This is a genomic window from Paracoccus sp. NSM (assembly GCF_052379855.1).
Lineage (GTDB): Bacteria > Pseudomonadota > Alphaproteobacteria > Rhodobacterales > Rhodobacteraceae > Paracoccus.
The window spans coordinates 43,828-69,795 of sequence record NZ_JBQTCG010000006.1; the positions used below are offsets into that span (position 1 = coordinate 43,828).

22 protein-coding genes are annotated in these 25,968 nt (G+C 67.9%); 11 read left to right on the plus strand and 11 right to left on the minus strand.

Features of this window, described 5'->3' with window-relative positions; all coding sequences use genetic code 11:
• The first annotated feature begins 2 nt into the window (after positions 1-2).
• On the plus strand, positions 3-707 hold the full coding sequence (locus tag ACTZWU_RS11020; RefSeq protein ID WP_444737408.1) for a GntR family transcriptional regulator: 705 nt from the start codon (positions 3-5) through the stop codon (positions 705-707).
• Between the two features lie 119 nt (positions 708-826).
• A complete protein-coding gene (locus ACTZWU_RS11025; protein ID WP_444737409.1) occupies positions 827-1,789 on the plus strand; it encodes a dihydrodipicolinate synthase family protein in 963 nt (320 codons plus the stop codon).
• A gap of 129 nt (positions 1,790-1,918) precedes the next feature.
• Here the strand turns inward: ACTZWU_RS11025 and ACTZWU_RS11030 are convergent, their stop codons facing one another.
• The gene (locus tag ACTZWU_RS11030) at positions 1,919-3,706 is read right to left on the minus strand and encodes an exostosin domain-containing protein (protein ID WP_444737410.1); all 1,788 of its coding nucleotides are present in this window, start codon (positions 3,704-3,706) and stop codon (positions 1,919-1,921) included.
• A 31-nt stretch (positions 3,707-3,737) separates the two neighbouring features.
• Here ACTZWU_RS11030 and ACTZWU_RS11035 point away from each other — a divergent pair, with 31 nt between their 5' ends.
• Positions 3,738-4,991 (plus strand): hypothetical protein, encoded by a 1,254-nt coding sequence (locus ACTZWU_RS11035; RefSeq protein ID WP_444737411.1) that lies wholly within the window; start codon positions 3,738-3,740, stop codon positions 4,989-4,991.
• 302 nt (positions 4,992-5,293) lie between these two features.
• On the opposite strand, the gene ACTZWU_RS11040 is transcribed toward ACTZWU_RS11035, so the two are convergent.
• From ACTZWU_RS11040 to ACTZWU_RS11050, 3 genes are all read right to left on the minus strand, one after another.
• Entirely contained in the window at positions 5,294-5,656 is a 363-nt protein-coding gene (locus ACTZWU_RS11040; protein ID WP_444737412.1) for a hypothetical protein, read from the minus strand.
• Positions 5,657-5,871: 215 nt separating this feature from the next.
• Positions 5,872-7,275, minus strand: coding sequence for an aldehyde dehydrogenase family protein (locus tag ACTZWU_RS11045; RefSeq protein WP_444737413.1), 1,404 nt, complete (start codon positions 7,273-7,275; stop codon positions 5,872-5,874).
• 73 nt (positions 7,276-7,348) lie between these two features.
• On the minus strand, positions 7,349-8,029 hold the full coding sequence (locus ACTZWU_RS11050) for a helix-turn-helix domain-containing protein (RefSeq protein WP_444737414.1): 681 nt from the start codon (positions 8,027-8,029) through the stop codon (positions 7,349-7,351).
• A gap of 53 nt (positions 8,030-8,082) precedes the next feature.
• Here ACTZWU_RS11050 and ACTZWU_RS11055 point away from each other — a divergent pair, with 53 nt between their 5' ends.
• Positions 8,083-9,138 carry a copper amine oxidase gene (locus tag ACTZWU_RS11055; RefSeq protein WP_444737415.1) on the plus strand — a complete coding sequence of 352 codons (1,056 nt, stop codon included), beginning with the start codon at positions 8,083-8,085 and terminating at the stop codon, positions 9,136-9,138.
• 6 nt (positions 9,139-9,144) lie between these two features.
• On the opposite strand, the gene ACTZWU_RS11060 is transcribed toward ACTZWU_RS11055, so the two are convergent.
• Positions 9,145-9,960 carry an agmatinase gene (locus ACTZWU_RS11060; RefSeq protein WP_444737416.1) on the minus strand — a complete coding sequence of 272 codons (816 nt, stop codon included), beginning with the start codon at positions 9,958-9,960 and terminating at the stop codon, positions 9,145-9,147.
• A gap of 72 nt (positions 9,961-10,032) precedes the next feature.
• Here ACTZWU_RS11060 and ACTZWU_RS11065 point away from each other — a divergent pair, with 72 nt between their 5' ends.
• On the plus strand, positions 10,033-11,016 hold the full coding sequence (locus ACTZWU_RS11065) for a siderophore-interacting protein (protein ID WP_444737417.1): 984 nt from the start codon (positions 10,033-10,035) through the stop codon (positions 11,014-11,016).
• 93 nt (positions 11,017-11,109) lie between these two features.
• Here the strand turns inward: ACTZWU_RS11065 and ACTZWU_RS11070 are convergent, their stop codons facing one another.
• From ACTZWU_RS11070 to ACTZWU_RS11095, 6 genes are all read right to left on the minus strand, one after another.
• Entirely contained in the window at positions 11,110-12,810 is a 1,701-nt protein-coding gene (locus ACTZWU_RS11070; protein ID WP_444737418.1) for an ABC transporter ATP-binding protein, read from the minus strand.
• 8 nt (positions 12,811-12,818) lie between these two features.
• Positions 12,819-13,586 (minus strand): ABC transporter ATP-binding protein, encoded by a 768-nt coding sequence (locus tag ACTZWU_RS11075; protein WP_444737419.1) that lies wholly within the window; start codon positions 13,584-13,586, stop codon positions 12,819-12,821.
• The gene (gene fhuB / locus ACTZWU_RS11080; RefSeq protein WP_444737420.1) at positions 13,583-15,535 is read right to left on the minus strand and encodes a Fe(3+)-hydroxamate ABC transporter permease FhuB; all 1,953 of its coding nucleotides are present in this window, start codon (positions 15,533-15,535) and stop codon (positions 13,583-13,585) included. The genes ACTZWU_RS11075 and fhuB overlap by 4 nt, the downstream gene beginning before the upstream one ends.
• Positions 15,532-16,425 carry an ABC transporter substrate-binding protein gene (locus tag ACTZWU_RS11085; protein WP_444737421.1) on the minus strand — a complete coding sequence of 298 codons (894 nt, stop codon included), beginning with the start codon at positions 16,423-16,425 and terminating at the stop codon, positions 15,532-15,534. Before ACTZWU_RS11085 ends, fhuB begins: the two co-directional genes overlap by 4 nt.
• Positions 16,419-18,482 (minus strand): TonB-dependent receptor, encoded by a 2,064-nt coding sequence (locus tag ACTZWU_RS11090; protein WP_444737422.1) that lies wholly within the window; start codon positions 18,480-18,482, stop codon positions 16,419-16,421. Before ACTZWU_RS11090 ends, ACTZWU_RS11085 begins: the two co-directional genes overlap by 7 nt.
• Positions 18,483-18,621: 139 nt before the next feature.
• Positions 18,622-19,656 (minus strand): LacI family DNA-binding transcriptional regulator, encoded by a 1,035-nt coding sequence (locus ACTZWU_RS11095; protein ID WP_444737423.1) that lies wholly within the window; start codon positions 19,654-19,656, stop codon positions 18,622-18,624.
• A gap of 175 nt (positions 19,657-19,831) precedes the next feature.
• Here ACTZWU_RS11095 and ACTZWU_RS11100 point away from each other — a divergent pair, with 175 nt between their 5' ends.
• From ACTZWU_RS11100 to ACTZWU_RS11125, 6 genes are read left to right on the plus strand one after another with little or no spacing between them, the layout of a single operon-like run.
• Positions 19,832-21,070 (plus strand): ABC transporter substrate-binding protein, encoded by a 1,239-nt coding sequence (locus ACTZWU_RS11100; RefSeq protein WP_444737424.1) that lies wholly within the window; start codon positions 19,832-19,834, stop codon positions 21,068-21,070.
• A gap of 54 nt (positions 21,071-21,124) precedes the next feature.
• Positions 21,125-22,033 carry a carbohydrate ABC transporter permease gene (locus ACTZWU_RS11105; RefSeq protein WP_444737425.1) on the plus strand — a complete coding sequence of 303 codons (909 nt, stop codon included), beginning with the start codon at positions 21,125-21,127 and terminating at the stop codon, positions 22,031-22,033.
• A complete protein-coding gene (locus ACTZWU_RS11110) occupies positions 22,026-22,943 on the plus strand; it encodes a carbohydrate ABC transporter permease (RefSeq protein ID WP_444737426.1) in 918 nt (305 codons plus the stop codon). Before ACTZWU_RS11105 ends, ACTZWU_RS11110 begins: the two co-directional genes overlap by 8 nt.
• Positions 22,944-22,947: 4 nt before the next feature.
• On the plus strand, positions 22,948-24,054 hold the full coding sequence (locus ACTZWU_RS11115; protein ID WP_444737427.1) for an ABC transporter ATP-binding protein: 1,107 nt from the start codon (positions 22,948-22,950) through the stop codon (positions 24,052-24,054).
• 22 nt (positions 24,055-24,076) lie between these two features.
• Positions 24,077-24,823, plus strand: coding sequence for a sugar phosphate isomerase/epimerase family protein (locus tag ACTZWU_RS11120; protein WP_444737428.1), 747 nt, complete (start codon positions 24,077-24,079; stop codon positions 24,821-24,823).
• Between the two features lie 12 nt (positions 24,824-24,835).
• On the plus strand, positions 24,836-25,966 hold the full coding sequence (locus ACTZWU_RS11125; RefSeq protein WP_444737429.1) for a Gfo/Idh/MocA family protein: 1,131 nt from the start codon (positions 24,836-24,838) through the stop codon (positions 25,964-25,966).
• Positions 25,967-25,968 lie beyond the last annotated feature (2 nt).

Here is a 25,968-nt window from a genome sequence, read left to right on the forward strand (position 1 = left end):
CCATGCTCAAGCCCGAAACGCACAACCAAGCGGAACGCAAGCGGGGCTCGGGGGTCCGGGTCGTCTATGAATCGCTGCGCGACGAGATCCTGGACCTGACGCTGGCGCCGGGCAGCCCCATCGACGAGGTGCAGCTGGCCGAGCGGTTCAACATGTCGCGCACCCCGATCCGCGAGGCTTTGGTGCGCTTGGCGGGCGAAGGTCTGGTCGAGACGCTGCCCAACCGTTCGACGATGGTGTCGAATATCGACTTTCTGAACCTGCACACCTTCTTTGACGCGCTGACGCTGATGTATCGGGTGACCACGCGGCTGGCCGCACAGAACCACCTGCCCGGCGATCTGGACCGCATCCGCGCCCATCAGGCCGATTTCGCAGCCGCCGTCGCCGCACAAGAGGCCCTTGCGATGATCGCCACCAACCGCGAATTCCACGCGGCCATCGCCGAGGCCGGACGCAATCCCTATTACACCGCCCTGTTCCTGCGCCTGCTGGACGAGGGGCGTCGCCTGCTGCGGCTGTACTACCAGTCCTTCGACGACCGGCTGCCGCAGGAATTCGTGGACGAGCACGAGGCGATGATCGCCGCCATCGCCGCCCGCGACGTCGAGGCCGCAGACCGGCTGTCGCGTAGCCACGCCAACCAGATCGTGCGCCAGATCCAGCAGTTCTTCGCCCGAGAGGTTCGGCAGGATATCGCTCTCTGACCGACGGTTCTTGTCGACAGCTTGCATATTGTTGTCGACAACGAAAATGCAAAGGCTATTCTGCTCGTTGACCGGGGGCGGGACCGTTCCCCGAACTTGCGCGAATCAAGGAGCTTTCGATGGACAAGACAGTCTTTCACGGCGTCATCCCGGCGCTGATGACCCCCTGCACCGCAGACCGCAAACCCGATTTCGACGCGCTGGTGCAGAAGGCCACGCAGCTGATGGCGGCGGGAATGTCGGGGGTGGTCTATTGTGGCTCGATGGGGGATTGGCCGCTTCTGACCGATGCCGAGCGGATGGAGGGCGTCGCCCGTCTGGTCGAGGCAGGCATCCCCGTGATCGTCGGCACCGGCGCGGTCAATTCGCGCCTTGCGTCCGAACATGCCGCCCATGCGGCGCGTGTGGGGGCGGCGGGGCTGATGGTCATTCCGCGCGTCCTGTCGCGCGGCTCGTCCGCGGTCGCGCAGCGCCATCACTTCAAGGCCGTCCTGTCGGCCGCGCCCGACCTGCCCGCGGTGATCTACAACAGCCCCTATTACGGCTACGAGACCAAGGCGGACCTGTTCTTTGCCCTGCGCGCCGAGCATCCCAACCTGATCGGCTTCAAGGAATTCGGCGGCCCGCGCGCGATGACCTACGCGGCCGAGCACATCACCAGCGCCGATGATGACGTGATCCTGATGGCGGGCGTCGATACCGGCGTCTATCACGGCTACGTCAAATGCGGCGCCAGCGGCACGATCACCGGGATCGGCAACGTCATCCCGCACGAGATCCTGCATTTCGTCTCGCTGGCGAAGGCGGCGGCCTCGGGCGATGTCGAGGCCCGTGACCGCGCCCGCGAACTGGGCGAGGCGCTCGAGGTGTTGTCCTCGTGGGACGAGGGCGCGGATCTGGTCCTCTACTACAAGTATCTGATGGTCCTGCAGGGCGATGCCGAATATGCGCTGCATTTCAACCCGACCGACGCGCTGACCCCCAGCCAGCAGGTCTGGGCCAAGACCCAGTTCGACCAGTTCCGCACCTGGTATGCAGCCTGGACCGCGCGCCACGGCATGAAACAGACACGCGCCGCCTGATCCGGTCTGTCCCACCCGCGCGGGTCAGGTGACCGGAGACGGTCGTTCCCCGCGCGGCAGGCCGTGTCATCTGCCCAAGGCCGACGCGGGCGCATCGCCTGACGGGCAAGGTCGATGCGTAGGCGCTGCTCAGGCGGCGCTTGCGCTGCGCGCGGGGGCCTGATGCGACGCGTCCTTGGACGTGTCGTTGCCGGTGACGAGCCGATGCACATCGCCCACAAAGCCGTCAGGGCCATAGCATGCGGCAAGCCGCAGCAGCGCCCTGCGCATCGCACGCAGTCGGGCGGTGTTGCTGGCGATGGCGTCCAGCCGGCGGGGCAGGTCAGCGACGGCTTCGGGCGTTTCGGGAACCCGCAGGGTCGCCTGATTCCACAAGTCGGGATCGCCCGGCGCCGACCAGCCATCCGCGAGGATCACGGGGATCGAGCCGTTCACCATCGCCTCCCACAGGCGGATCGAGTTCGGCCCCGACCCCGACGGACACAGGGTAAAGACGCTCTGGTCCATCATTTCCTTGAAGTCGTTGGATGTCTTGTCATCGACCAAGGCGCCTTCGACGCTGCGGTCCAGAACCTGCTTGTGATAGACGACGCGTTCGTAATGCCAGCTGTCGCGGTCGATGACGCGGCCCTTCGGATGGTCTGCCAATTGTTCGATGATATGGGTGCGGACCTGCGTCAGGTAGTTCTTCTGCGCGCGCGCGCCCACGAACGAGAACAGCCATTTCCGGCGCCGGTCCAGATCCTCGGGCCCGCGCGGAAGCTGCTGGACGGGATAAAGCGGGAAGGGATGCAGCCGCATGGCGGGCGCCGCCTCGAAGGGGCCGCCATCATCGGTCAGGTGCGACCAGAACAGGTCCGTCACCCCGGCGCGCTGAAAGACCTGGCCGAACTGGCGCGACCGGATGTGCTGGGCGACCGTCACCACGCGGTCATAGACCGACAGCCGCTCGCGCAGCGCGTCGAGCGCCGCCAGCATCGCGCGTGTCTTGGCGTGGTCGGGGCCGAGCTGGGCCAGAAAGTCGATCAACGTGGCGAAAGGAAATCCCAGATAGACGGTCTCGTAAAGGCCGTGCTGATCGGGCAGCAGCGCGCGCATCCGCTCGAATGCGTGCTGTTCGGTGATGGCGGGATATTGCCAATCGGCGTCATGGGCCAGCCATGCCGGGCGGGGCTTGCGGCGCAGGGCTTCTTCCCGTGACCATTTCTCCAGCGTGCGGTTCACCTTGATCTCGTCGATCTGGTCGCTGCGTTCGGACCAGAGCTCGATCGACAGGCGCGCCGGAACGGTCAGGTCGGCGCCCGGCTTGACCATCGCCATGCCGCCGATCAGGCTGCGGTCGCCCTTCTTGCTGTAATAGCGCAGCCCCGTCTCGTGCAGGTGGATCGAGCGGATGACGGGGAAAGGATTGTAGATCGTGTAGCCTTCGGTGGCGAAGACATAGGCGATGCGGTTGTCGCAACGCGGCACGCCAAGCGGGATGTCCACGCGCCGCGAAAGCCGCTCGGACGACTCGGCCGAGGGCACGAAGGCCCAACTGTCCTGTGACCAATGCGGGTTCGGATGGGGAATGTCGCTGTCGCCCTGACGGTCGAACCGGCTGAGCGCGACAAAGGCGTTCCCGTCCTGCCGGAAGATCGTGCAGAGACCGGTGATCGTTCTGTCGAAATGAATGTCGCTGTTGGCCAGCAGCGCGATCTGGCCGGGGCAGAGCCGTTCAGCCGCGCGGACCCAGTCCAGATAGCCCGGCCGCCTGCCAAGCCGGATCAATTGCAGGGAGCTGTCCTGGCGATGGGGAACCGTGTCGTCATCGACCAGCAGCACAATCCGGCTGAAAAGGCCGCTGTCGAGGTTCACGTCGAGGCAGCGGCGCAGTTCTTCGGCCCGCTCGGGGTCACGCGGGGTGTAGTAGGGCACGATCATCGTCCTGGGCGCGGGTTCGCGGCCGTTGCACGAGGCGCGGCTGCGCCGTCTCGGGCAACGCCCGGAACATGCCGTCATCCTGAGTCCGGGCCTCGATCACACGGATCGGGGCCAGACAGGCTGGCTGATCGCGGGCAGCGAGCGGACGACGCTGCTGGACGGCTGGATCGCAGGCAAGCCCGGTCAGGCCGAGGTCACGCGATGGGGCGCCGCCGGGCTGCAGGCTGTCAAGCGGCCAAGCGCCGCGCTGCGGCAGCTCTTCCCCAATCTGCTGGATCTGGGGCGCCTGACGACTCGGCTCTGGACGCTGGATGAGTTGCTGGCCGAGCTTGCGCCCTTGCCCGCCCCCCTCTCGCTCTGGATCGACATGCCGGGCGCCGAGGCAGAGATCCTGTCGCTTGTGCTGCGATCGAACGCGATGGACCGGCTGGCCCATGTCTGGCTGCGCTCTGGCGCGGAAAGCTGGTTCGAAGGCGCGTCGGACAGTGCCTCGCTTGAACGGATTGCGACCGGGGGTGGTCTGACCCCTGCCGGACGTGACCTGAGCGACCCCGATTTTCCTGACCTTCTGTTCAGCGCACCGGGCCATTCGATGGCCGAGGGCGCAGGTCCCGACATTCGCCTGTCGGCCAAGGCGCGGCTGGAAAAGATCGTGATGCTTGAAGCGCGGATCGTGGATCTGGTCGCAGATAACGACGCGCTGCGCCCCAGGGCCGAAGATCAGGCCCGGATGATCGCCTCGCTCGAGGCCGCTGCGACGAAAGCCGGTGAGGCGACCGCACAGATGGCCAGCGACCTGGCATCGATGCAGGCTCAACTCGAGACGGCATCGAACGAGAAGCAGATCCTTGAGGCCCGGATCGTGGATCTGGGCGCGGATAACGACGCCCTGCAGGCCAGAGCCGAGGATCAGGCCCGGGTGATCGCCTCGCTTGAGGCCGCATCGACGAAAGCTGATGAGGCGACTGCGCAGATGGCCAGCGAACTGGCATCGACGCAGGCTGAAGTCGCGCGGCTTGCGGCTGAGCGCGACGCGGCGCTGAGCGAAAAGCAGCTCTTGGCGGATAGGGCCGCAGATTTGGAAGCACGCGACAGCAAAGCGGATAATCTTGCCGACCGGCTTGCCGCCGAACGGGATGCGGCGCTGGATCGACTGGCCGCGATGACCGAGCGCAATGATACGCTCTCTCGCCAGAACGACATGGCCCGCGACGAGTTGCGCCGCGCCGAAGGGCAGGTCGCGCTGATCCGTGACCTGTTGCTGCGAGACGCAGGGTGAAGAAGAAGCGCGACAAGACGCGCGAGGGCGTGGCGACTGTGATCCGGTCCGAGCCAAATCTGCGGCCGATCGCCGTGGATAGCCTGGTCGAACAATGCCGGACGCGCTGGCAGCAGGGGGCCTGGCACGAACTGGCCGCCCTGGACCAGACCCGTCTGGCGCAGGACCCCGACCGCGCGATCATTGCGCTGCTGGTCTCGGTCGCGCACCAGCATCTGGGTCGTGGGGACATGGCCCGCGATCTGGCGCAGAAAGCCGTCGCGTGGGGTGCCGATCCGGGTCAGGCGGCGCGGCTGCTTCTGTCAGCGCTGAGCAATTCCCTCGGGCGCGTGTCCTTGTGCCTCGATGAGGGCGACCGCGCGCGCGAGCATTTCGAGGCCGCCGTCGAACTGATCGAGCCCCGGGCGGATGTCCGGCGCCTTGCACAGACGCGGCTGCTGCACGAGATGGGCAATCTGGGCCTGATCACCGAAGCTGTCGCCGCCTTTGATGAAAGCCTGCAGGCGCAGATGCAGGATGGCGCACCTGCCCTGACCATCGAGGACCTGGCCCGCGAAATGGCATGGCTGCGCGAGCGGGTCGCGGAAGACCAGCGCAGCCGGACCGTCTCGCTCGGCCTCTCGCAATCCGACGGTGCCGAGGCGCGCCGCGATCGAAAGCCTCAAGAAGTCCTTTCCGCTGCGCCTCACCGAGACCGCGTCGGTCGCGGTCTTCACCTTCGAGCGCGAGGCCGTGACGACGATCTGACCTCGTGCGACGGGGCCGGGCGGACATGCCCGGCCTCACATGCCCGGACGCCGCGTCGATCAGGGCGATTTCAGCGCGGTGCCCGTGCGTCCGGCCCGGCCCGACCAGGCGTCCGCCAGCAGCTATTCTGCGCCTACCCGAAGACCGCCTGCAGGTCGGTATATTCGGCCAGTCCTTCCTCGCCGAATTCGACGCCAAGGCCCGATTGCTTGACGCCGCCGAACGGCACGTCGGGGCGGATCGCACCATGCGCGTTGATCCAGACCGAGCCGCATTCAAGACGCAGCGCAAGGGCGCGCGCGGCCTTGGGATCACTGGTCCAGATCGAGCCGCCAAGCCCGTTCGGGCTGTCATTGGCGGCGGCGATGGCCTCGTCGATGTCGTGGTAGCGGATCACGGGCAGGGCGGGGCCGAACTGCTCCTGATCGACCAGCGAGTCGCCATTGCCCAGCCCCGCGATGATGGTGGGCGGAAAGAACAGCCCCTCGCCCGGCGCGCCACCCAGAAGGACGCGGCCCCCGGCCGCTGCGGCCTCGACCAGGCGCGAAAGCTTGTCGAACTGCATCCGGTTCTGGACCGGCCCGAGGATCGAGCTTTCGTCGAGACCCGGCCCCACCGGGATCTGGCAGGCAAAGGCCACCAGCGCGTCGCAGACGGCGTCGTGGGTGCTGTCATGGACATAAAGCCGCTTCATCGCGGCGCAGGTCTGGCCATTGTTGATGAAGGCGCCCCAGAAGAGGCCCTCGGCGATGGCGGCCGGATCGGCGTCCGGCAGCACGATCCCGGCATCATTGCCGCCCATCTCCAGCGTCAGGCGCTTCATCGTGGGGGCGGCGGCCTGCATCACCTTCTGGCCCGTCGCGCAGGATCCGGTGAACACGATCTTGCGGATGTCGGGATGCGCGGCCATCGCCGCACCCTGGTTCACCGCGCGATCATCGCCGGTCACGATGTTGACCACGCCTGGCGGCAGCAGATCGTTCATCAGTTGCACCAGCCGCAGCGTCGCCAAGGGCGTCAGCGGCGACGGCTTGATGACCACGGTATTGCCGCTGCGCAGCGCGGGCAGGATGTGCCAGACCGCGATCATCACCGGAAAATTCCAGGGCGTGATCGAGCCCACGACGCCAAGCGGCTTGCGGTGCAGGACCACGCGGCCCGAAGCGTCGTCCTGAATGACCCTGGGCGCAAGCTGCAGTTCCGCCGTGGCTGCGGCCCAGGCTTGCGCGCCGCCCATTTCCCAACGCGACCCCAGACCGTTCAACGGCTTGCCCTGTTCGCGCGTCAGGATCTGCGCCAGTTCTTCGGCATGATCGCCCAGGGCGCGCGCGATGGCGCGGCAGGCCTGTTGGCGGTCGGCGTCCGGGGTCTGCGACCAGCCCGGAAAGGCCGCCTTGGCGGCGGCGACTGCCCGGTTCAGATCGGCCAGATCCGCGTTCGGCGCATGGCCGACAACCGCGCCTGTGGCGGGGTCGTGGACGGCGAAGCTGGCGCGGACAGGGTGGGGCGCGCCGTTGATTATGATGTCGAAAGCCATGTCGTTTCCTCCCGCTGGTTGCGCGATACGGCCCCTCCGCCGTTCCACGCGTCATGCGCCTAAGGCTAGCGCGTCACGACAGGCCGATCTTGGACGATTGCGCCGAAGGATTGGCGGATCGCGCCGAAGCCTCGATCCCGGCCGGGGTGGTGCCGAACTGGCGGCGGAACTGGCGGTAGAAATGCGACAGGTCCTGAAAGCCGCAATCATGGGCGATGGCGGCGATGCTGTCATCCTGCCCCCGGGCCTTGGCCTCAAGTCGGGCGCGGGCGGCCTTGAGGCGGATCAGCGCCAGCCGCCGCGACACCGTGTCGCCGTGATCGGTGAACACGCGCTGCACCTGACGGCGCGACGTGCCCAGATCGGCCGCCAGCGCGTCCAGCCCATAGCCCTGCCGGAACGCCCCGCGTTCCAGCCGCTGCAGCGCAGATCGATAAAGCCGCGCGCCCTGATCTTCGGTCCCGCGCTCATCGGCCCAGAGCGATGCCGCGACGATGCCCAGCAGCGCCTCGGCCATGGCGCAGGCATCCTCGCCCTCGTCGATCATGGCCGCGAGGATGGCATTCAGCGCCGCGCCCCGTGCGGGATCGGTGCGAAGCACCCGCCCGCCGCCGCAGGCGCGCCCGAACCGGGCCAGCGCCTCGGCGCGCGGCAGATGCAGCGAGATCTGCCGGGACCGCTGCCCGCGATAGGAAAAGACCGAGGGGCAGCGCCGCATCGGCCAGAAAGAAGTCTCCGCGCCGCAGCGCCACATCCCGGCCGCCCTGCATGATCCGGCTGCCGCCTTCGGCCTGACAGATCAGGAACATGTGTTCGCCCGGATCGCGACGGATCATCGCGCGGTCGGGGCGGCTGGCCAATTCGCTGGTCCTGGGTTGCGATTGCCTGGGCAAGATCCATTATCTAGACGCCACGGTCGTGGATGATTTCTGCCAGCCCGTGGTGATCCCCAATGCCGTCTGCATTCACGAGGAAGATTTCGGAACGCTTTGGAAGCACACCGATTTCATGTCCGGTCAAGGCACCGTCCGGCGCCAGCGGCGGCTGGTCATCAGCTTCTTCGTGACGGTGGGCAATTACGATTACGGCTTCTACTGGTATCTCTATCTGGATGGCCGGATCGAGCTGGAATGCAAGGCGACGGGCATCGTCTTCACCTCGGGCCATCCGGGCGGCGAATACGATTACGCCACGCTGATGGCGCCCGGACTGGGCGCGCCGATCCACCAGCACATGTTCTCGGCCCGGCTGGACGTGGCGATCGACGGCGACCGCTGCCATGTCGACGAACTGGACGTGGCGCGCCTGCCGATGGGGCCGGAAAACCCGCTTGGCAATGCGTTTACCCGCACCGTCACGCGGTTGCGGACCGAAGGTCAAGCGCAGCGCGATGCCGATAATGCGGTGGGCCGCGTCTGGCGCATTGCCTCGTCCGAGGCCAGAAACCGCGTGGGCGAGCCCACCGCCTATGTGCTGCTGCCCGAGGGGCAGCCGGGCCTGCTAGCGGCCGAAGGCGCCTCGATCCGCAAGCGTGCGGGTTTCGCGACCCGGCATCTGTGGGTGACGCGCCATGACCGCGACCAGATGTGGGCGGCGGGCTATACCCCGAACCAGCATCCGGGTGGGGCGGGGCTGCCGTCCTATGCCGCCGCCGACCGCGACATCGACGGGCAGGATATCGTCGTCTGGCACAGCTTCGGCCTGACCCACTTCCCCCGACCCGAGGACTGGCCGGTCATGCCGGTCGATTACGCGGGCTTCAAGCTGCGCCCCGAGGGCTTCTTCGACCGTAACCCGACCCTGGACGTCCCCGAGGACCCCAATGGCCGCGACCACTCCAGCCGCTGCTGCGCCGGGGATTGACCTTCCTCAGCGCTGGCGCCCGCGCGTGACCTGATCGGCCATCAGGCAGAGCAGCTCGAACATCATCGTCGCCCCGACCAGCGCGGTCATGCCGCCGATATCGAAGGGCGGCGAGACCTCGACCACATCGGCGCCCAGGATATTGACCCCCGCGAGCCGACGCAGCATCTGCTGCGCTTCGCGGGTGGTCAGGCCGCCGATCTCGGGGGTGCCGGTCCCCGGCGCCATCGAGGGGTCGATGGCGTCGACGTCAAAGGTCACATAGGCGGGGCGCTCTCCGACGATTGCGCAGGCCTCGGCCATCACATCATCCACGCCGCGCCGGGCGACCTCTTCGATATAGAGGATGCGGATGCCCTGTGCCTTGGCCCAGTCATGCTCGGCCGGATCATAGACCGAGCCGCGAATGCCGATCTGCACGATCCGGGCCGGGTCCAGGATGCCTTCCTCGATGGCGCAGCGAAAGGGCGTGCCATGCGTGAAGCGGTTGCCGCCGAAATAGCTGTCATTCGTGTCGGAATGGGCGTCGAACTGGATCAGGCCAAGCGGCTGGCCCGCCGCCCCTGCGACGGAGCGCAGGACCGGCAGCGTGGTCAGATGGTCGCCGCCGACCGACAGGGGCCGCGCGCCCGTGGCCACGATCCGGGCCATTCCGGCCTCGATCCGGGCCAGCCCGTCCTGCAGGTCTATCGGGTTCACCGGAAGGTCGCCCAGATCCGCGACATTGGCGATCCGGTAGGGCGCGACCCCCGAGACGTGATGCGCCGCGCGCATCAGGCTGGACATGTTGCGCACCTCTCGCGGGCAAGCCCCGGCTTGCACGAATGGCGGCGTAATTCTTGACAAAATTACTAAATTGAACGATCCCTGTCGTGTCGTTCAGGGGATCGCGCCATGTCACAGATTTTCGCATGCCGTCTGTCGGGCGAGGTTCGTTCGGCCTCGGGTGCCGCCATCGCCGCCCTGAAGGCCCGCGCCGCACAATGGGAGACGCCCGTCCACGAGACGCCCGAGCGGCTGGTTCTGACCCTCTGGGGCGGCGAACTTCGCCTGATCCCCGAACGCGACTGTCTGCGGATCGAGATCCTGGGCGCAGAGCGTCGCCAGACCGGCCTGTTGCAGGACATGGCCAGCGAGGTCCTGGCCGAAGCCGGGCTGGGCGTCGCCTGGGATCATGTCGATGTCGGCGCGTTGGCGCCCGGTCTGGCGGTGATGCGGGTGGCCTCGGTCCGGCGGCTCAGCCCCGGCTTCCTGCGGATCAGGCTGGTCGGGCCAGAGGCTGCGCGTTTCGGGCAGGGCGGGCTGCATTTCCGGCTGCTTCTGCCCCCGCCGGGCCGCGCCCCGGTTTGGCCGCGCATCGCGCCAAGCGGCCGGACGATCTGGCCCGGGGCCGAGGACGCGCTGCATCGCCCGGTCTACACCGTCGCCGCGCAACATGGCGATTGGCTGGATTTCGACATTTACCGCCATGCGGGCAGCCCGACCTGTGACTGGGCGATGTCGGGGGTCGAGGGCTCTGAGGTCGCCATCATGGGACCCGGTGGCGGCTGGCTGCCAGCGGCTCGGCAACTTCTGCTGTTCGGAGACCAGACCGCGCTGCCCGCGATCCGGCGGATCATCGCCCTGCAACCGCTCTGCGCGCCCCGGATGCGGGTCGTCGGGGCCTGGCTTCAGGCGGATCCGTCGGATCTGGTGGACGCGGACCGACGGCTTGTCATTGTCCCCGATGCACTGGCCGCTCTGCGCGCCACGCCCATCCCCGAGGATGCGCATGTCTGGTTTGCGGGCCATGCCGAGGCCGCGCGGCTGGCCCGTGAGGAACTGACCAGCCGCGGACTTGGCCGCAAGGCCTTTACCGCCGCCGCTTATTGGAGCTGACCGCGCGGCCCCTGCGCCGCGGGGGTCCGGGGGCCCCGCAGCCTTCAGGCCCCCCTCGATGGGGGGCGTGAAGGCTTCCTTGTCCCGCCGCGCTCAGGCCGCAAGCCGCGCATAGGTGCCGCCGCGTGCCATCAGCTCGGTATGAGTACCGATCTCGGCGATCCGGCCCTCGTCCATCACGACGATCCGGTCGGCATTGCGGATCGTGGCCAGACGGTGCGCGATCACCAGCGTCGTGCGCCCGACCGACAGTGCGTCCAGCGCGGCCTGGATCTCGCGTTCGGTCTGGCTGTCCAGTGCGCTGGTCGCCTCGTCCAGGATCAGGATGGGCGGGTTCTTCAGGAAGGCCCGCGCAATGGCCACGCGCTGCTTCTGCCCCCCCGACAGCATCACGCCGCGTTCGCCCACGATCGTGTCCAGCCCCTCGGGCAGGTCGTCGATCAAACGACCCAGCTGCGCCTTCTGCGCGGCCTCCAGGATCTCGGCATCGCTGGCGCCAAGGCGGCCATAGGCGATGTTCTCGCGCAGGCTGCCCCCGAACAGGAACACATCCTGACTGACCAGCCCGATCTGGCGGCGCAATCCGTGCAGGCGCATCTGCGCAAGGCCCAGACCGTCGATGGTGATGCGCCCCTCGGTAGGCTCGTAAAAGCGCGGCAGCAGCGCCAGAAGCGTGGTCTTGCCCGCCCCGGAAGGCCCGACAAAGGCGATCGTCTCGCCTTCGCGCACCTCCAGATCAATCCCCGACAGGATCGGCCGGCCGGGTTGATAGGCGAAGCCCACGCGCTCGAACCGGATCCGGCCGCGCAGCTCGGGCGCCTCGATGGCATCGGGGCTGTCCGCGATCTCGGGTTCGGTTGCCAGCAATTCGCGATAGCGGCGAAAGCCCGCGATGCCGCGCGGATAGGTCTCGATCACGGCCGCGATCTTCTCCAGCGGGCGGTAGAAGACGCCCACCAGCAGAAGGAAACCGACAAAGCCCCCGGTGGTCAGCTCGCCGCTGAGCACATAGCCCGCGCCCAGCACCATCACCACGACCTGAACCAGACGCAGACCCATGTATTGCAGCGCGGTCGAGGCCGCCATGACCCGGTACGCGTCCAGCTTGGCCTGGCGGTAGCGGGCATTGTCGGCGGCGAAGAGATGGCTCTCATGGGCCTCGTTGCCGAAGGCCTGAACGACGCGGACGCCGCCAAGCGCCTCTTCCAGGCGGACGTTGAAATCGCCCACGCGGGAATAGATCGCGCGCCAGGTCGCGGTCATACGCCCGCCATAGACGATCACGATGGCCAGCATCGCGGGCACGATCAGCGCCACGATCAGCGCCAGTCGCGGATGGATCCAGAACATCAGCAGGAAGGCGCCGACAAAGGTCATCAGCGCGATGAAGGCATCCTCGGGGCCGTGATGGGCGACCTCGCCGATCTCCTCCAGATCGCGGGTGACGCGGGCGACCAGCTTGCCGGTCCGGGCGCGGTCATACCAGCGCCACGACAGGCGCGTCAGGTGGTCGAAGGCGCGGGCGCGCATCGCGGTCTCGATATTGATGCCCAGCTTGTGGCCCCAGTAGATCACCACCGACAAAAGGCCCGTATTGATCGCGTAAAGCACCAGAAGCCCGGCCGCCGCCGCCAGCGTCAGCGACCAGTCGCCCTGCGGCAGCAGGTGGTCGATGAAGGCCGTGACCGCCAGCGGAAATGCCAGTTCCAGCAGGCCCGACATGACCGCGCAGCCGAAATCCAGCCAGAACAGTCCCATATGCGGGCGGTAGTAGGAAAAGAAGTCTTTCAGCATCGGGCCTCTCAGGCGGGGATGGCGACGGGGCGACCGTCCGGGTCGGTCAGGACCTGCATCGGCAGACCGTAGACTGCATGCAGCGCCGCCGGGTCCATCAGGGCCGAGGGCGGCCCCTCCAGAACCACGCGGCCCTGTTTCAGCGCGACGATATGGTCGCAGAACCGCGCGGCCATGTTCACGTCATGCAGCACCACGACCGCGCTGCGGCCCTGCTTGTGGCACATCCGGCGCACCAGCGCCAAGACCTCGACCTGATGGGCGATGTCCAGCGCGCTGATCGGCTCGTCCAGCAGCAGGGTCGCGGCCTCCTGCGCGACCAGCATCGACAGCCAGGCGCGCTGGCGCTCGCCCCCCGACAGGGTGTCCACCAGCCGGTCGGCCAGCGCCGAGAGCCCGCATTCCGCCAGCGCCGCGTCGATCACCGCCCGGTCCGAGGCGCGACGCCGGCCAAGCGCGCCATGCCACGGATAGCGGCCCAGGGCGGCCAGCTCGCGCACGCTCATCCCCTCGGCCGGCGGGGTCACCTGAGGCAGGACGGCCAGCCGCCGGGCCAGCGCGCGGGCGGGCCATTCGGCCAGCGCGCGCCGCTCGAGGGTGATGCGCCCGCCATGCGGCACCTGCCGGGCCAGCGCCTTGAGCAGCGTGGACTTGCCCGAGCCGTTATGCCCGATCAGCGCCGTCATCCGCCCCTGCGGCAGGTCCAGGTCCAGTTCGTGCAGCAGCCTGCGGCCGGGCACGTCAACGATCAGGCGACGGGTGGAAAACAGTGTCATGCGCGCCTCAGCATCAGCCAGATCAGCCAGGGTGCGCCGATCAGCGACGCGAACAGGCCAAGCGGCAGGTCATAGGGAAAGCCCGCCATCCGGGCACCGAAATCAGCGGCCAGCATCAGGCAGGCGCCGGTCAGGGCGGCGCCGGTCAGGTGATCATCCGGCCGCAAGAGGCCCATGCGCCGGGCCAGATGGGGCGCCATCAATCCGACGAAGGACAGCGGCCCGACCAGCATCGTCGCGGCCCCCGTGGCCAGACCGGCCAGCCCGATCACCGCCAGACGCGCGCGCCCGACGGGCAGGCCCAGCCCGATGGCGACCGGCCCGCCCAAGGGCAGGATCGCCAGCCAGCGCGTCATCGCAAGCCCGGCCAGCAGCACGCCCAGGGCGACCCCGGCCATGGCCAGCGCATCTGCCATGCCCAGATGCGCCGAGGATCCCGACAGCCAGGCCAGCACGCGAAAGGCGCGCATGTCGCCCACGGCCATCATTGCCGTCAGCAGTGCCGAGGCGAGGGCCGAGACCGCGATCCCGGCCAGCAGCACACGCTCGGGCGGCAGGTCACGCCCCGCCGCAAAGGCCAGCAGCAGCGCAAGGGCCAGCGCCGCCCCCGCCATGCTCGCCCCCGCCAGGACCAGAGGCCCCGGCGCGGCCAGCGCAAAGACTGCCAGCGCGAAGCCAAGCGCCGCGCCGCCCGAGACGCCCAGAACCTCGGGCGAGGCCAAGGGGTTCGCGGTCAGGCGTTGCAGCATCGCCCCGGCTGTCGCAAGGGCCGCGCCCGCCGCCGCCGCCGCGATCAGGCGCGGCAGGCGCAGCGGCAGGAACTGGCCCGCCTGTGCCGGATCAAGGATCACCCAGCCGCCCGGCACCCGGCCGACCCAGACCAGCGCCGCACCGCCCAGCACAAGAACCAGCGCCAGCGCAGACAGCAGGCGGCGCGGGTGCTGTGCGCGCCGCGTTGCGGCGGCGGGCGTTTCCAGCCCTGGCGGCGCGGCACCGCGCAGGCGCGGCAGAAGCCACAGAAGCAGAGGCCCTCCGATCAGGCCGGTCAGGGCGCCGGTCGGGAACATCTCTCCCGTCAGCCGGGCACCATGCAGGACCGCCGCGTCGGCCAGCGACAGGATCAGCGCCCCTGCCAGGGGCGACAGGGCCAGAAGCCGCCCCGGATCAGACGCGCCCAAGGCCCGCACCATCGCCGGGGCGGCCAGCCCGACAAAGGCGATCAGCCCCAGCTCGGCAGAGACCGCCGCGCTCAGCAGAACCGCCAGCGCGATTGCCGCCAGCCGCAGCCAGCCGACATTGAGACCAAGGCCGCGCGCGACCTCTCCGCCGAGGGACAGCAGCACCAGCGGCCGCAGCAGAAGCCCCGCCAGCACCGCGGACGGTCCCAGAACCAGCGCCAGCGTGCGGGCGCTGGACCAGTCCTGCTGGACCAGCGAGCCGCCGTTCCAGATGACCAGCGACAGCAGGTATTCGCCCTGCGACAGGACAAGCGCCGCCGTCACCGCGCTGGCGGTCAGCGCGACCAGCATCCCGGCAATGACCATCGTCACCGGATGAAAGGACCGCGCCGCGCCGATCGCCGTGACCAGCGTTGCGGCACCAGCCGCCCCCGATGCCGCGACGGGCCAGCGCCCGCTTTCCAGCATGGCCGGGGCCAGCAGCGTCGCCAGGACCAGCGCAAGCTGCGCCCCCGCGGTGATGCCAAGCGTGGTCGGGTCCGCGACCGGATTCCGCAGCACGATCTGCAGCAGCGCGCCCGTCAGTCCCAGGATGGCCCCCGCCAGCAGCCCCGCCGCGACCCGCGGCAAGAGGCCATAGGCCAACATGATCTGGTCGAGGCTCATCCCCTCGGGGTGCCAGGGCCAGGCTGGCCAGGACGCGGCCTGAAGGACCGGCAGCCACAAGGCCAGCAGGACCGCCACAGCAACAAGGGGCAGCGCGCGGCTCATGCCATCGCCGTCACGAGGCAATCCGCGAAATGCAGTGCCGAGGGCAGCCCGCCGAACGCGTTCATCCGGGGCAGCTGATGGATGCGGCCCAGGGCGACCTGGGGCAGGCTGCGCCAGAGCAGGCTTTCCGCCAGCGCCTCGGCGGCGTGGGGGGGCACGGGGCCGGTCAGGATCAGCGTCGCCTCGGGGATCTCGGCCAGCCGCTCGATCGGGACGGGCGCCAGAAAGCTGTAGGCGGTGTCGCCGTGCCAGGCATTGGCCAGCCCCAGTCGCCCCAAGGTGGCGCCGAACAGGCTGTCGGCGCCGAAAATGCGGAAATGGCGCTGATCACCGATATCGATCAGCGCAAGGGGGCGCCCTGCATGGGCCGAAAGCCGCGCCGCCGCTGCGTTCAGTCGCGCATCGGTCTGGTGCCGGGCGCGCGCTGCCGCGGCGGGGTCGTCCAGCCGCAGGGCGAGGCTGTCCAGCGCCTCGGTCAGGGGGCGCATGGGCGGGATGCCCGGCGCGAACAGGGTCAGCGACAGGACCGGCGCAATGCGCGCCAGCTGCGGCTCATAGCTTGTATAATAGGACGAGGACAGGATCAGGTCGGGCCGCGCCAGATGCAGCACCTCGAGATTGGGCGAGCCGCGCAGGCCCAGATCGATGGTCGCGGGGGGCAGCGTGGTGGCGCCGATCCGGCGGAACTGGATCAGCTCGGCAGCAGCGACGGGGCTATGGCCAAGCGCGACGGCCGTTTCCAGCATCGCCCAGTCGATCGCGGCGATCCGGGGCGCTGCCCTGCCCGCGCGGACCGGCCAAGGCAAAGCCGCCGCCAACAGGGCGGCGGCGGTGGCGGTCAGAATCGTGCGGCGGTCGGGGCCTGGCGCATGGGGCGCCTTTTCTACCATTTCCATATCATTTGTGCATCCACAGTCCGGCCATCGGCATAGGTGCAGCCGAAGGCGCCGCAATTGGCCAGCCACGCCTTGTCCGTCAGATTGCGGATGTTGACAGAGCCGGTCAACGCGCCACTCGTATAGGTTGCGCCAAGATCGGCTAGTGTCGCGCCGTCCAAAGGCAGGGTGTTCTGAGCATCGCCGAAGCGATCACCCACATGGCGCAGTCCACCCCCCAGACGCCAACCATTGCCCAGATCGCGGTCCAGCCAGAGCCCCGCGACGTGGCGAGGTGCATTGGGCAGCGCGCGGCCCGCCGAGGCGCCGCCCTTCTGCTCGGTCTCGTTCCAGGCATAGCTTGCGCGCAGGGCCCAGCCCTCGGTCAGTTCCGCCGTCGCCTCGACCTCAAGCCCACGCGACGACACCTCGCCGAACTGGCGCTGGCCGGTGATGCCGCCCTCGGTCACGGTGCGGCTGACATTCGTCTGGCGCAGATCGTAGAGCGCCGCCGTCACCAATCCGTTCCAGCCCGAGGGTTCATACTTCACGCCCAGTTCGACCTGCCGCCCCTCGGTCGGGCGCAGGGCGTTGCCGTCGATATCGGCGCCGATCTCGGGATCAAACGAGGTCGAATAGCCAAGATAGGGCATCACACCGCTGGTGAGTACATAGCCCAGCCCGACGCGCCCGGTCGTGGCGCTGTCGCTTTGATCAATGGGCGCATTCAGGCCGCCACTGTTCACGGTCCGCCCGGTCTGTTCGGCGCGGTCATGACGCAGGGCCAGCTGGCCGCGCCATGCGCCGGCCTCGATCTCGTCCTGGACGTAGATCCCGGCCTGACGCAGGGTGACGCTGCGGTTCATGTCGAACCAGTAGGACGGGTCGATCGTCACACCATAGACCGGATTGCGCCAGTCCAGCGACGGGGCCGAGCCGAAGCGGGTCCTGGCCTCGGCCTCGTAGCGGCGCAGGTCCAGCCCGGTCAGGATGCGGTGCGTGACGGCGCCGGTGACGATCTCGCCGGTCAGGCGCGTGTCGAGGCTGAGGCTGTCGCTGGTCTCGTCCTGCGCGATGATGCCGCGCGTGATGTCGTTCCCGGTCAGGCCGGTGACGTAGAGACCGGTGTAATCCCAGTCCAGCCGCTCGGCCCGGAAGCCCTGTGACAGCGTCCAGCCATTGTCCAGCATGTGGCTGATCTCGGCGCCCGCATCGACCAGAACGCGGTCGCTGCCCTCGAAGGACGGCTCGCCCGCATGAAGTTCGCGCAGGCTCGCGGCATCGCCGGTCCGGGTCAGCGCATAGGGCACCTGTGCCGGGGTGATCGGAGCGTCCCGTGTGGTCGAGGCCAGCAGGTCGATCACGGTCCCGTCCTGCGGCGCCAGCCGCACCGCGCCCGCCAGATAGCCGCGCTGGTTGGTCAGATCCTCGATCTGCTGTCTGGTATCGCTGCCCAGCCCCGTCAGGCGCCAGGACAGGGTCGCGGAGGGGCTGCGGTTCACATCCGCGAAGGCGCGCAGGCTGCCATTGCTGTCAAAGCCCAGCCCCGCCTCGGAGAAATCGCCCGAACGCGCGCGCTTTTGCACCTGGTTGATGATGCCGCCGGGCGAACCCGCGCCATAAAGCGACGAGGACGGCCCGCGCAGGACCTCGACCTGTTGCAGGCCGTAGGTCTCGGAGGTGGGCGCGCCGAAATCGCGCAACTGGCGCAGCCCGTTCACATATTGCGCGCGGCTGCCGTCGAAGCCCCGGATCACGGGGGCGTCGAAGCGCGGATCGGTGCCGAAAGGCTGGCCGACCACGCCCGCCGTATAGGACAGGACCTGCCCCAGATTGCGCGCGCCCTGATCCTCGATCTGCTGGCGGGTGACGACCGATACGGATTGTTGCGTCTCGGAGAGGCGGGTCGCGGATTTGCCGATCTGCGCACCGGGCGAGACATAGCCCGACACATCGTCGAGGGTCAGCGTGATGCCGCCCAGAACGAAGACGGGTTCGTCCTGCGACAGGGCGGGATGGGTCAGGGCCGCAAGGGCGGCCCCTGCAAGAAGAACGGAGCGCGAGAGGATCATGGCTTTGCTGCTTTAGTGAGACGGCGCCTGATCGACTATTTCACTAAGATTTGTCAATCAAAACCTGACTTAAAAATTCAGGATTGAAAGACAGGCCGTCGGGACCGCCGCGGTCGCGTCTGCGGCGGCCGTTCATGGATCAGCGGTGGCTCCGCGCCTTCGCCGTCGATCCGCGTTCCACCAGCGAGACGGGCAGGATGGTCGGCGCGTCATCGCTGGCCTCGCCCGGGCTGCGACCGTTCAGCCCGTCCAGCAGGCGCCGCGCGGCGATCCGTCCCAGTCCGCGCCGGTCCTGCCGGATCGTCGTCAGCGGCGGGTTGGAATAGGCCGCCAGCGCGATGTCGTCGAAGCCGATCACCGACACGTCGCCCGGCACGTCGATGCCCAGACGCGACAGGCCCGACATGCAGCCGATGGCCAGCTGATCCGACAGGCACAGGATCGCGGTGGGGGGCTTTGGCCCCTGCATCAGACGCGCGGCGGCGGCGAAACCGTCGGCGATCTCGAAAGAGTGGCCGTCGATGCGGGTCTTGGGCAGGTCCAGCCCGGCCTGCGCCAGCGCCTCGCGGGCACCTGCCAGACGCTCTTGCGTCAGGACATTGCCGGGCGGCCCCGCCAGCAGCGCGAAGTCGCGATGGCCCTGTTCCAACAGATGCCCCACAGCCAGCCGCATCCCTGCCCGGTTGTCGCTGCGGACCGACGGGAAGTCATGGCCCTGTGCCCATTCACAGGCAAAGACGACCCGGTTCCGCATCGCGGGGGCCGCCAGATCGGCCAGCGAATCGGCGGGCAGGGCGCCGTCCAGACAGATCAGCCCATCCGCGCGGGCACCCTGAAGATGGCTGACCGCCGACTGCCTGCGCGCCTGTTGCGACAGCGTGTCGGCGACCAGCAGATCGACCCCCGCAGGCGCCAGACTGTCCTGGATGCCCGCGATGATCTCGGAAAAGAACGGGTTTCCCAAGTTGGGGACCAGCGCCAGCACCGTGTCCGTGCGCTGCACGCGCAGCGATCGCGCCTGCGAATTCGCCCTGTAATCATGGGCCTGCACCACGGCCATGACCTGCGCGCGCGTCGCCTCGGAGACCCGGTCGGGGTTGGACAGCGCGCGGCTGACCGTCGCGGTCGAGACCCCGGCCAAGCGGGCGATATCCTTGATCCCCATCGCCTTCATCGCCTCGACCTTTCTGGAAACATCGTCTGAGTAAACGATTACATTTCCCGTTGACGGATTGCAATCTGCGTGAGATGACTCATGGCAATCGTTTACATCGGCCGGAGGAGCCCCCGATGAAAACGATTGCCGCTGCCCGTGAACCGACAGGCAGCCGTCTCAGGGAGGAACGACAATGAGCAAGATCCTGATGCGCCGCCTGCGGGCGGGCGCTGCGCTGATGCTGCTGCCTGCCGCCTCGTGGGCCACCGATCTGGAGGTCACGCATTGGTGGACCTCGGGCGGCGAGGCCGCCGCCGTGCAGGAACTGGCGCGCATCTTCGAGGAGCAGACCGAACATCGCTGGATCGATGGCGCGATCGCCGGGTCGGGATCGACCGCGCGGCCGATCATGATGTCGCGCATCATGGGCGGCGATCCGATGGGTGCGACCCAGTTCAACCACGGCCAGCAGGCGCTGGAACTGGTCGAGGCCGGGATGATGCTGGATCTGACTGAGGTGGCCGAGCGCAACAACTGGCGCGAGGTGATCAACCCGCCCTCGCTGCTTGAGGCCTGCACCTTCGAGGGCCGCATCTATTGCGCCCCCGTCAACATCCATTCGCCGCAATGGATGTGGGTCTCGCCCGCCGCCTTCGAGGCCGCTGGGCTGGAACCCGCCACCACATGGGAGGAATTGAAGGCCGCCGCCCCCGCGCTGCGCGAGGCGGGCAAGCTGCCGTTGGCGCTTGGAATGCAGGGCTGGCAGCAGGGCCTTTTGTTCTACACGCTTGTCGCGGGTCTGGGCGGGCCGGAATTCTACACCAGCGCCTTTGCCGATGGCGACGAGGATGTGCTGCGCGGCGATGAGATGGCGCGCATCTTCGCCGAACTCGACGCGGCGCGCGAAATGTCCTCGGGCGGCAATCTCAGCGAATGGAATCTGGCCACCGCCCGCATCATCGAGGGCGAAGCCGGGGCGCAGGTCATGGGTGACTGGGCGCAGGGCGAATTCGCCGTGGCCGGCAAGACCGCGGGTCAGGATTACGACTGCATCATCGGCGTGGGCGGTGCGCCCGTCATCGCCACAGGGGGCGACGCGTTCTACTTCCCCGTGAACCGGAACGAGGCCACGACCGAGGCGCAACTGGCGTTGGCCGAGGTGATCGTCTCGCCCGAGGCGCAGATCGCCTTCAACGCGGCCAAGGGCTCGCTGCCGGTGCGCGGCGATATCGACCTTCAGGCGGTGAACGACTGCACCACGCGGGGCCTTGAAACGTTGGCTGCGGGCAACACGGTCCTGTCCATCGACGAATTGCTGCAACCGGATTCGCGCGGCCAGATCGAGGATCTGATGGCGGAATTCTTCGGGTCCACCATGACGGCCGAGGCCGCGCATGAGCGGCTGGTGCGTATCGTCCTGGCCGACAAGTGATCGCGGCTGCCCGGCTCCGGCCGGGCAGAGCGCAACCCTGCAGAGGCTTCCGACATGATCGTCCCCGACATTCCCCGCCGCGACCGGCCGAGCCGCCTGTTGCGGAACTGGCCCGCCAAGCTGGCCGCGACGCCCATGATCCTGACCGCGCTGGTGGTCTTCATCGGCTGCTCGGTCTGGACGGTGGTCCATTCCTTCACCAGTTCCCGCCTGCTGCCGCGGCTGGATTTCGTGGGCCTTGCCCAATACGAGCGGCTCTGGAACACGCCGCGCTGGCTGGTCTCGGTCGAGAATCTGGCGATCTACGGCATCGCGGCGCTGATCCTGACGCTGGTGATCGGGTTCCTGCTGGCCGTCCTGCTGGACCAGAAGATCCGGTTCGAGGACGGGTTCCGCACGATCATCCTGTTCCCCTATGCGCTGAGTTTCATCGTCACGGGGCTGGTCTGGCAATGGATCCTGAACCCCGATTTCGGGCTGCAGCACATCATCCGCGATCTGGGCTGGACGGGCTTCACCTTCGATCCGCTGAACAATCCCGATCTGGTCCTGCTGGCCCTGCTGGCGGCGGGTTTGTGGCAGGGGGCGGGGCTGACGACCGTGATCCTGCTGGCCGGGCTGCGCGGCATCGACGACGACATCTGGAAGGCCGCCCGCGTGGACGGAATCCCCGCCTGGAATACCTATCTGCGGGTGGTCATCCCGATGATGCGCCCGGTCTTTGCGACCTGCATCGTGCTGATCTCGGCGGGGATCATCAAGCTTTACGACCTGGTCGTCGCGCTGACGAATGGCGGGCCGGGCATCGCATCGGAAGTGCCTGCGAAATACGTCTATGACTACATGTTCGCCAACCAGAACCTGGGGCAGGGCTTTGCCGCATCCACGATGATGCTGGCCACGGTTCTGGCGATCATCATCCCCTTTGCGCTGCTCCGACTGGGAAGGAAACGCCATGCGTGACCATCTGGAACCGGCGCCCTCGCGCCTGCTGGACGGACCTGCGGGCCGTGCCCCCGTCCGCCGCTTCGCGCCCCGGCGCATCATGGTCTATGGCGCGCTGTTCGTGATCTCGGTCTATTACCTGCTGCCGCTTTGGGTGATGGTCGTCACCTCGCTGAAGGGCATGCCCGAGATCCGCATGGGCCACATCTTCGCCCCCCCGGTCGAGATCACCTTCGAGCCCTGGGTCAAGGCGTGGTCGCAGGCTTGCACGGGGCTGAATTGCGACGGGCTGTCGCGCGGCTTCTGGAACTCGGTCCGGATCGTCGTTCCGGCCACGATCCTGTCGATCGCGGTGGCGGCGGTGAACGGCTATGCGCTGGTCAACTGGCGCTTTCGCGGGTCCGAGGTATTCTTTGCCATCCTGATCTTCGGCGCCTTCATCCCCTATCAGGTGATGATCTACCCGATGGTCATCATCCTGCGCGAGATCGGGCTGATGGGTTCGGTCTGGGGTCTGGTGCTGGTCCATGTGGCCTTCGGCATGCCGATCATGACGCTGCTGTTCCGCAATTACTTCGCCTCGCTTCCCGAAGAGCTGTTCAAGGCCGCCCGCGTGGACGGGGCCGGGTTCTGGGGCATCTTCCTGCGCGTCCTTCTGCCGATGTCGCTGCCGATCCTGGCGGTCGGGGTGATCCTGCAAGTCACCGGAATCTGGAACGATTTTCTGTTCGGCGTGATCTATACCCGGCCCGACAGCTATCCGATGACGGTGCAGCTGAACAACATCGTCAACTCGGTCCAGGGGGTCAAGGAATACAACGTCAACATGGCCGCGACCCTTCTGACCGGGCTGGTCCCGCTGGCGATCTACTTCGTCTCTGGCAAACTTTTCGTCCGCGGCATCGCCGCAGGCGCCGTGAAAGGCTGACATCATGGCACAAGCACAAATGGCCACATCGGCCCTCGACGGGATCTCGGTCTCGATCCGCGACCTGTCGCTGTCCTACGGCGCGGTAAACGTGTTGAGCGACCTGAACCTCGACGTGGCCGAGGGCGAATTCCTCGTCTTGCTGGGGGCATCGGGTTGCGGCAAGTCCACGCTGCTGAACTGCATCGCCGGGCTGCAACCCGCGACCGAGGGACAGATCTTCATCTCGGGGCGCAACGTGACCTGGGCGGAACCCTCGGAACGCGGGATTGGAATGGTTTTCCAGTCTTACGCGCTTTATCCCCAGATGAGCGTCGAAGCAAACCTGTCATTCGGCCTGAAAAACGCCCGCGTCCCGCGCGCCGAGATCGCACGCCGGGTCGAGAATGCCGCCCGCACGCTGCAATTGGGGCCGCTGCTCAAACGCAAGCCCTCGGCCCTTTCGGGCGGGCAGAGGCAGCGCGTGGCGATCGGGCGGGCGCTGGTGCGCGACGTGGATGTGTTCCTGTTCGACGAGCCCCTGTCGAACCTGGATGCCAAGCTGCGGGCGGAACTGCGTGTGGAACTCAAGCGGCTGCATGCCAGTCTGCGAAACACCATGATCTACGTCACCCATGACCAGATCGAGGCGATGACGCTGGCCGACCGCATCGCCATCATGCGCGGCGGACAGATCCAGCAGCTTGCGACACCCGACGACATCTATCGCCGCCCCGCGAACCTCTATGTGGCGGGTTTCATAGGCTCGCCGCCGATGAACCTGCTGGAGGGGCGGCTTGAGGGCGGCGTCTTTCACGGCGCGCTCAGCGCCGACATCAGCCGCTATCCGTTCGAGCGCGCCCCCTGCGACGGCAAGGTCGTGCTGGGCATCCGCCCCGAACATGTCCGCGCCTTCGACGCCGCCGCCGCCCTGCCGATCCGTGCCGAGGTCGAGGTGGACGTGGTCGAACCGATGGGCGCCGACACCCTCGTCTGGACGCGGCTGGGCGACACGCCCTTTCGCGTCCGCATCGACGGCGAGACGCCTATCCGGGCGGGCCAGCGCCTGCCGGTCGGCTTTGACCCCTCCAGCCTGTCGCTGTTCGACGCCGAGAGCGGGCTGCGCCTCTGACGCATTTTCCTGGGAGATGAACATGAAATTGTCGCTGCAACTCTACTCGGCGCGCGATGCCGGGCCTCTGGCCGATGTCCTGCGCCTGCTGGCGGACTTGGGCTTTGACGCGGTCGAGGGCTATGGCGGCGTCTTTGGCGACCTGTCCGCGCTGCAGGGCCTTCTGGCGGAAACCGGGCTGGCCATGCCCTCGTTGCATGTGGCGCTGGATCTGGTCGAGAGCGATCCCGATCAGGTCGCCCGCATCGCCGAGGCGACCGGGGCAGGGGTGGTCTTTGCCCCCCATCTGACGCCCGAACAGCGCCCGCAGGACGCGGTGGGCTGGGCCGCGATAGCGGACCGTCTGGCCGCCGCCCATGCCGCGATGGCCGAGCGCGGGCTGCGTTTCGGCTGGCACAACCACGATTTCGAATTCGTGCCACTGCCGGACGGGCAGGTGCCGATGCAGATCATCCTGGACCGCGCCCCCATGATCGAGTGGGAGGCCGACATCGCCTGGATCATCCGTGGCGGGGCGGATCCGCTTGACTGGATCGCCCGGCACGGGCCTCGCATCACGGCTGCGCATTTCAAGGATATCGCACCCACCGGCGAGTGCGGCGACGAGGATGGCTGGGCCGATCCCGGCACCGGCATCATGGACTGGCCCGCCATCATCGCCGCGCTGCGCACCCATGCGCGGGTCGAATGGCTGGTCGCCGAACATGACCGCCCCGCTGATTTCGACCGCTTCGCCCGTCAGGCCGCCCGCGCCTGGGCCACGATCTGAAAGGCTGATCCCATGAACGAACTGAAACTGGGCCTGATCGGTGCGGGCAACATCTCGGAATCCTATCTGTCGCGGGCGCCGCATTTCCGCGCGATCCGCTTCGTCGCGGTGGCCGATATGAACCCGGCTGCCGCCGAGGCCCGCGCCACCGAATACGGGATCGAGGCCCGCAGCGTGGACACCCTGCTGGCCAGCCCCGATATCGACCTGATCGTGAACCTGACCATTCCGGCGGCGCATTTCGACATCTCGAAACGCGCGCTTCAGGCGGGCAAGCATGTCTATTCCGAAAAGCCCTATGTCCTGACGCTGGACGAGGGCCGCGAACTGGCCCGCATCGCCGCCGAGGCGGGGCTGCGCATCGGCTCGGCGCCTGACACGTTCCTTGGCAGCAGCCATCAGCAGGCCCGCGACCTGATCGACCGGGGCGCCATCGGGCGCGTCGCATCGGGGACTTGCGCGGTGATGAGCAGCGGCATGGAGAGCTGGCATCCAAACCCCGATTTCTTCTTTCTGAAGGGCGGCGGGCCGGTGTTGGATCTGGGGCCCTATTACATCTCGAATCTGGTGCAGTTGCTGGGGCCGGTGGCGCGGGTCGCGGCGCTTTGCGCCACGCCCAGCACGACGCGGGTGATCGGCTCGGCGGCCCGCAAGGGGCAATCGATCCCGGTCGAAACGCCGACCACGATCCATGCCCTGCTGAAATTTGCCCAAGGTGCCGTGATCAGCTTTCAGGCCAGCTGGGATGTCTGGCAGCACGATCTGGAACCGATGGCCCTTTACGGCAGCGAGGGCACGCTGCACCTGCCCGACCCGAACTTCTTCGACGGCGCGCTGCGGCTGACCCGCCATGCCGAACCGGCCAACCTGCCGGATTGGGATCATCCCCTTGGGCCTGCCAATCGCCTGACAAATGACGGCCGCAACGTCGCCGATTACCGCGTGGCCGGGCTGGCCGACATGGCGGCGGCGATCACCGACGGGCGTCCGCATCGCTGCGACGAGCGTCTGGCCCTGCATGTGGTCGAGGTGATGACCGCGATCCTCGCCTCGGGCGAGGAGGGGCGCTTTGTCACCCTGACCACGACCTGCGACCGTCCCGAGGCGCTTGGCCCCGAGGCGGCATCGGCCCTGCTGGCCTGAAA

Excerpts from the sequence above, each read along its gene's own strand:
- ACTZWU_RS11020 (WP_444737408.1), top strand. The coding sequence starts at position 3 with ATGCTCAAGCCCGAAACGCACAACCAAGCGGAACGCAAGCGGGGCTCG.
- ACTZWU_RS11025 (WP_444737409.1), top strand. The coding sequence starts at position 827 with ATGGACAAGACAGTCTTTCACGGCGTCATCCCGGCGCTGATGACCCCC.
- ACTZWU_RS11045 (WP_444737413.1), bottom strand. The coding sequence starts at position 7,275 with ATGGCTTTCGACATCATAATCAACGGCGCGCCCCACCCTGTCCGCGCC.
- ACTZWU_RS11050 (WP_444737414.1), bottom strand. The coding sequence starts at position 8,029 with ATGTGGCGCTGCGGCGCGGAGACTTCTTTCTGGCCGATGCGGCGCTGC.
- ACTZWU_RS11055 (WP_444737415.1), top strand. The coding sequence starts at position 8,083 with ATGTGTTCGCCCGGATCGCGACGGATCATCGCGCGGTCGGGGCGGCTG.
- ACTZWU_RS11065 (WP_444737417.1), top strand. The coding sequence starts at position 10,033 with ATGTCACAGATTTTCGCATGCCGTCTGTCGGGCGAGGTTCGTTCGGCC.
- ACTZWU_RS11070 (WP_444737418.1), bottom strand. The coding sequence starts at position 12,810 with ATGCTGAAAGACTTCTTTTCCTACTACCGCCCGCATATGGGACTGTTC.
- ACTZWU_RS11075 (WP_444737419.1), bottom strand. The coding sequence starts at position 13,586 with ATGACACTGTTTTCCACCCGTCGCCTGATCGTTGACGTGCCCGGCCGC.
- fhuB (WP_444737420.1), bottom strand. The coding sequence starts at position 15,535 with ATGAGCCGCGCGCTGCCCCTTGTTGCTGTGGCGGTCCTGCTGGCCTTG.
- ACTZWU_RS11085 (WP_444737421.1), bottom strand. The coding sequence starts at position 16,425 with ATGGTAGAAAAGGCGCCCCATGCGCCAGGCCCCGACCGCCGCACGATT.
- ACTZWU_RS11090 (WP_444737422.1), bottom strand. The coding sequence starts at position 18,482 with ATGATCCTCTCGCGCTCCGTTCTTCTTGCAGGGGCCGCCCTTGCGGCC.
- ACTZWU_RS11095 (WP_444737423.1), bottom strand. The coding sequence starts at position 19,656 with ATGAAGGCGATGGGGATCAAGGATATCGCCCGCTTGGCCGGGGTCTCG.
- ACTZWU_RS11100 (WP_444737424.1), top strand. The coding sequence starts at position 19,832 with ATGAGCAAGATCCTGATGCGCCGCCTGCGGGCGGGCGCTGCGCTGATG.
- ACTZWU_RS11105 (WP_444737425.1), top strand. The coding sequence starts at position 21,125 with ATGATCGTCCCCGACATTCCCCGCCGCGACCGGCCGAGCCGCCTGTTG.
- ACTZWU_RS11110 (WP_444737426.1), top strand. The coding sequence starts at position 22,026 with ATGCGTGACCATCTGGAACCGGCGCCCTCGCGCCTGCTGGACGGACCT.
- ACTZWU_RS11115 (WP_444737427.1), top strand. The coding sequence starts at position 22,948 with ATGGCACAAGCACAAATGGCCACATCGGCCCTCGACGGGATCTCGGTC.
- ACTZWU_RS11120 (WP_444737428.1), top strand. The coding sequence starts at position 24,077 with ATGAAATTGTCGCTGCAACTCTACTCGGCGCGCGATGCCGGGCCTCTG.
- ACTZWU_RS11125 (WP_444737429.1), top strand. The coding sequence starts at position 24,836 with ATGAACGAACTGAAACTGGGCCTGATCGGTGCGGGCAACATCTCGGAA.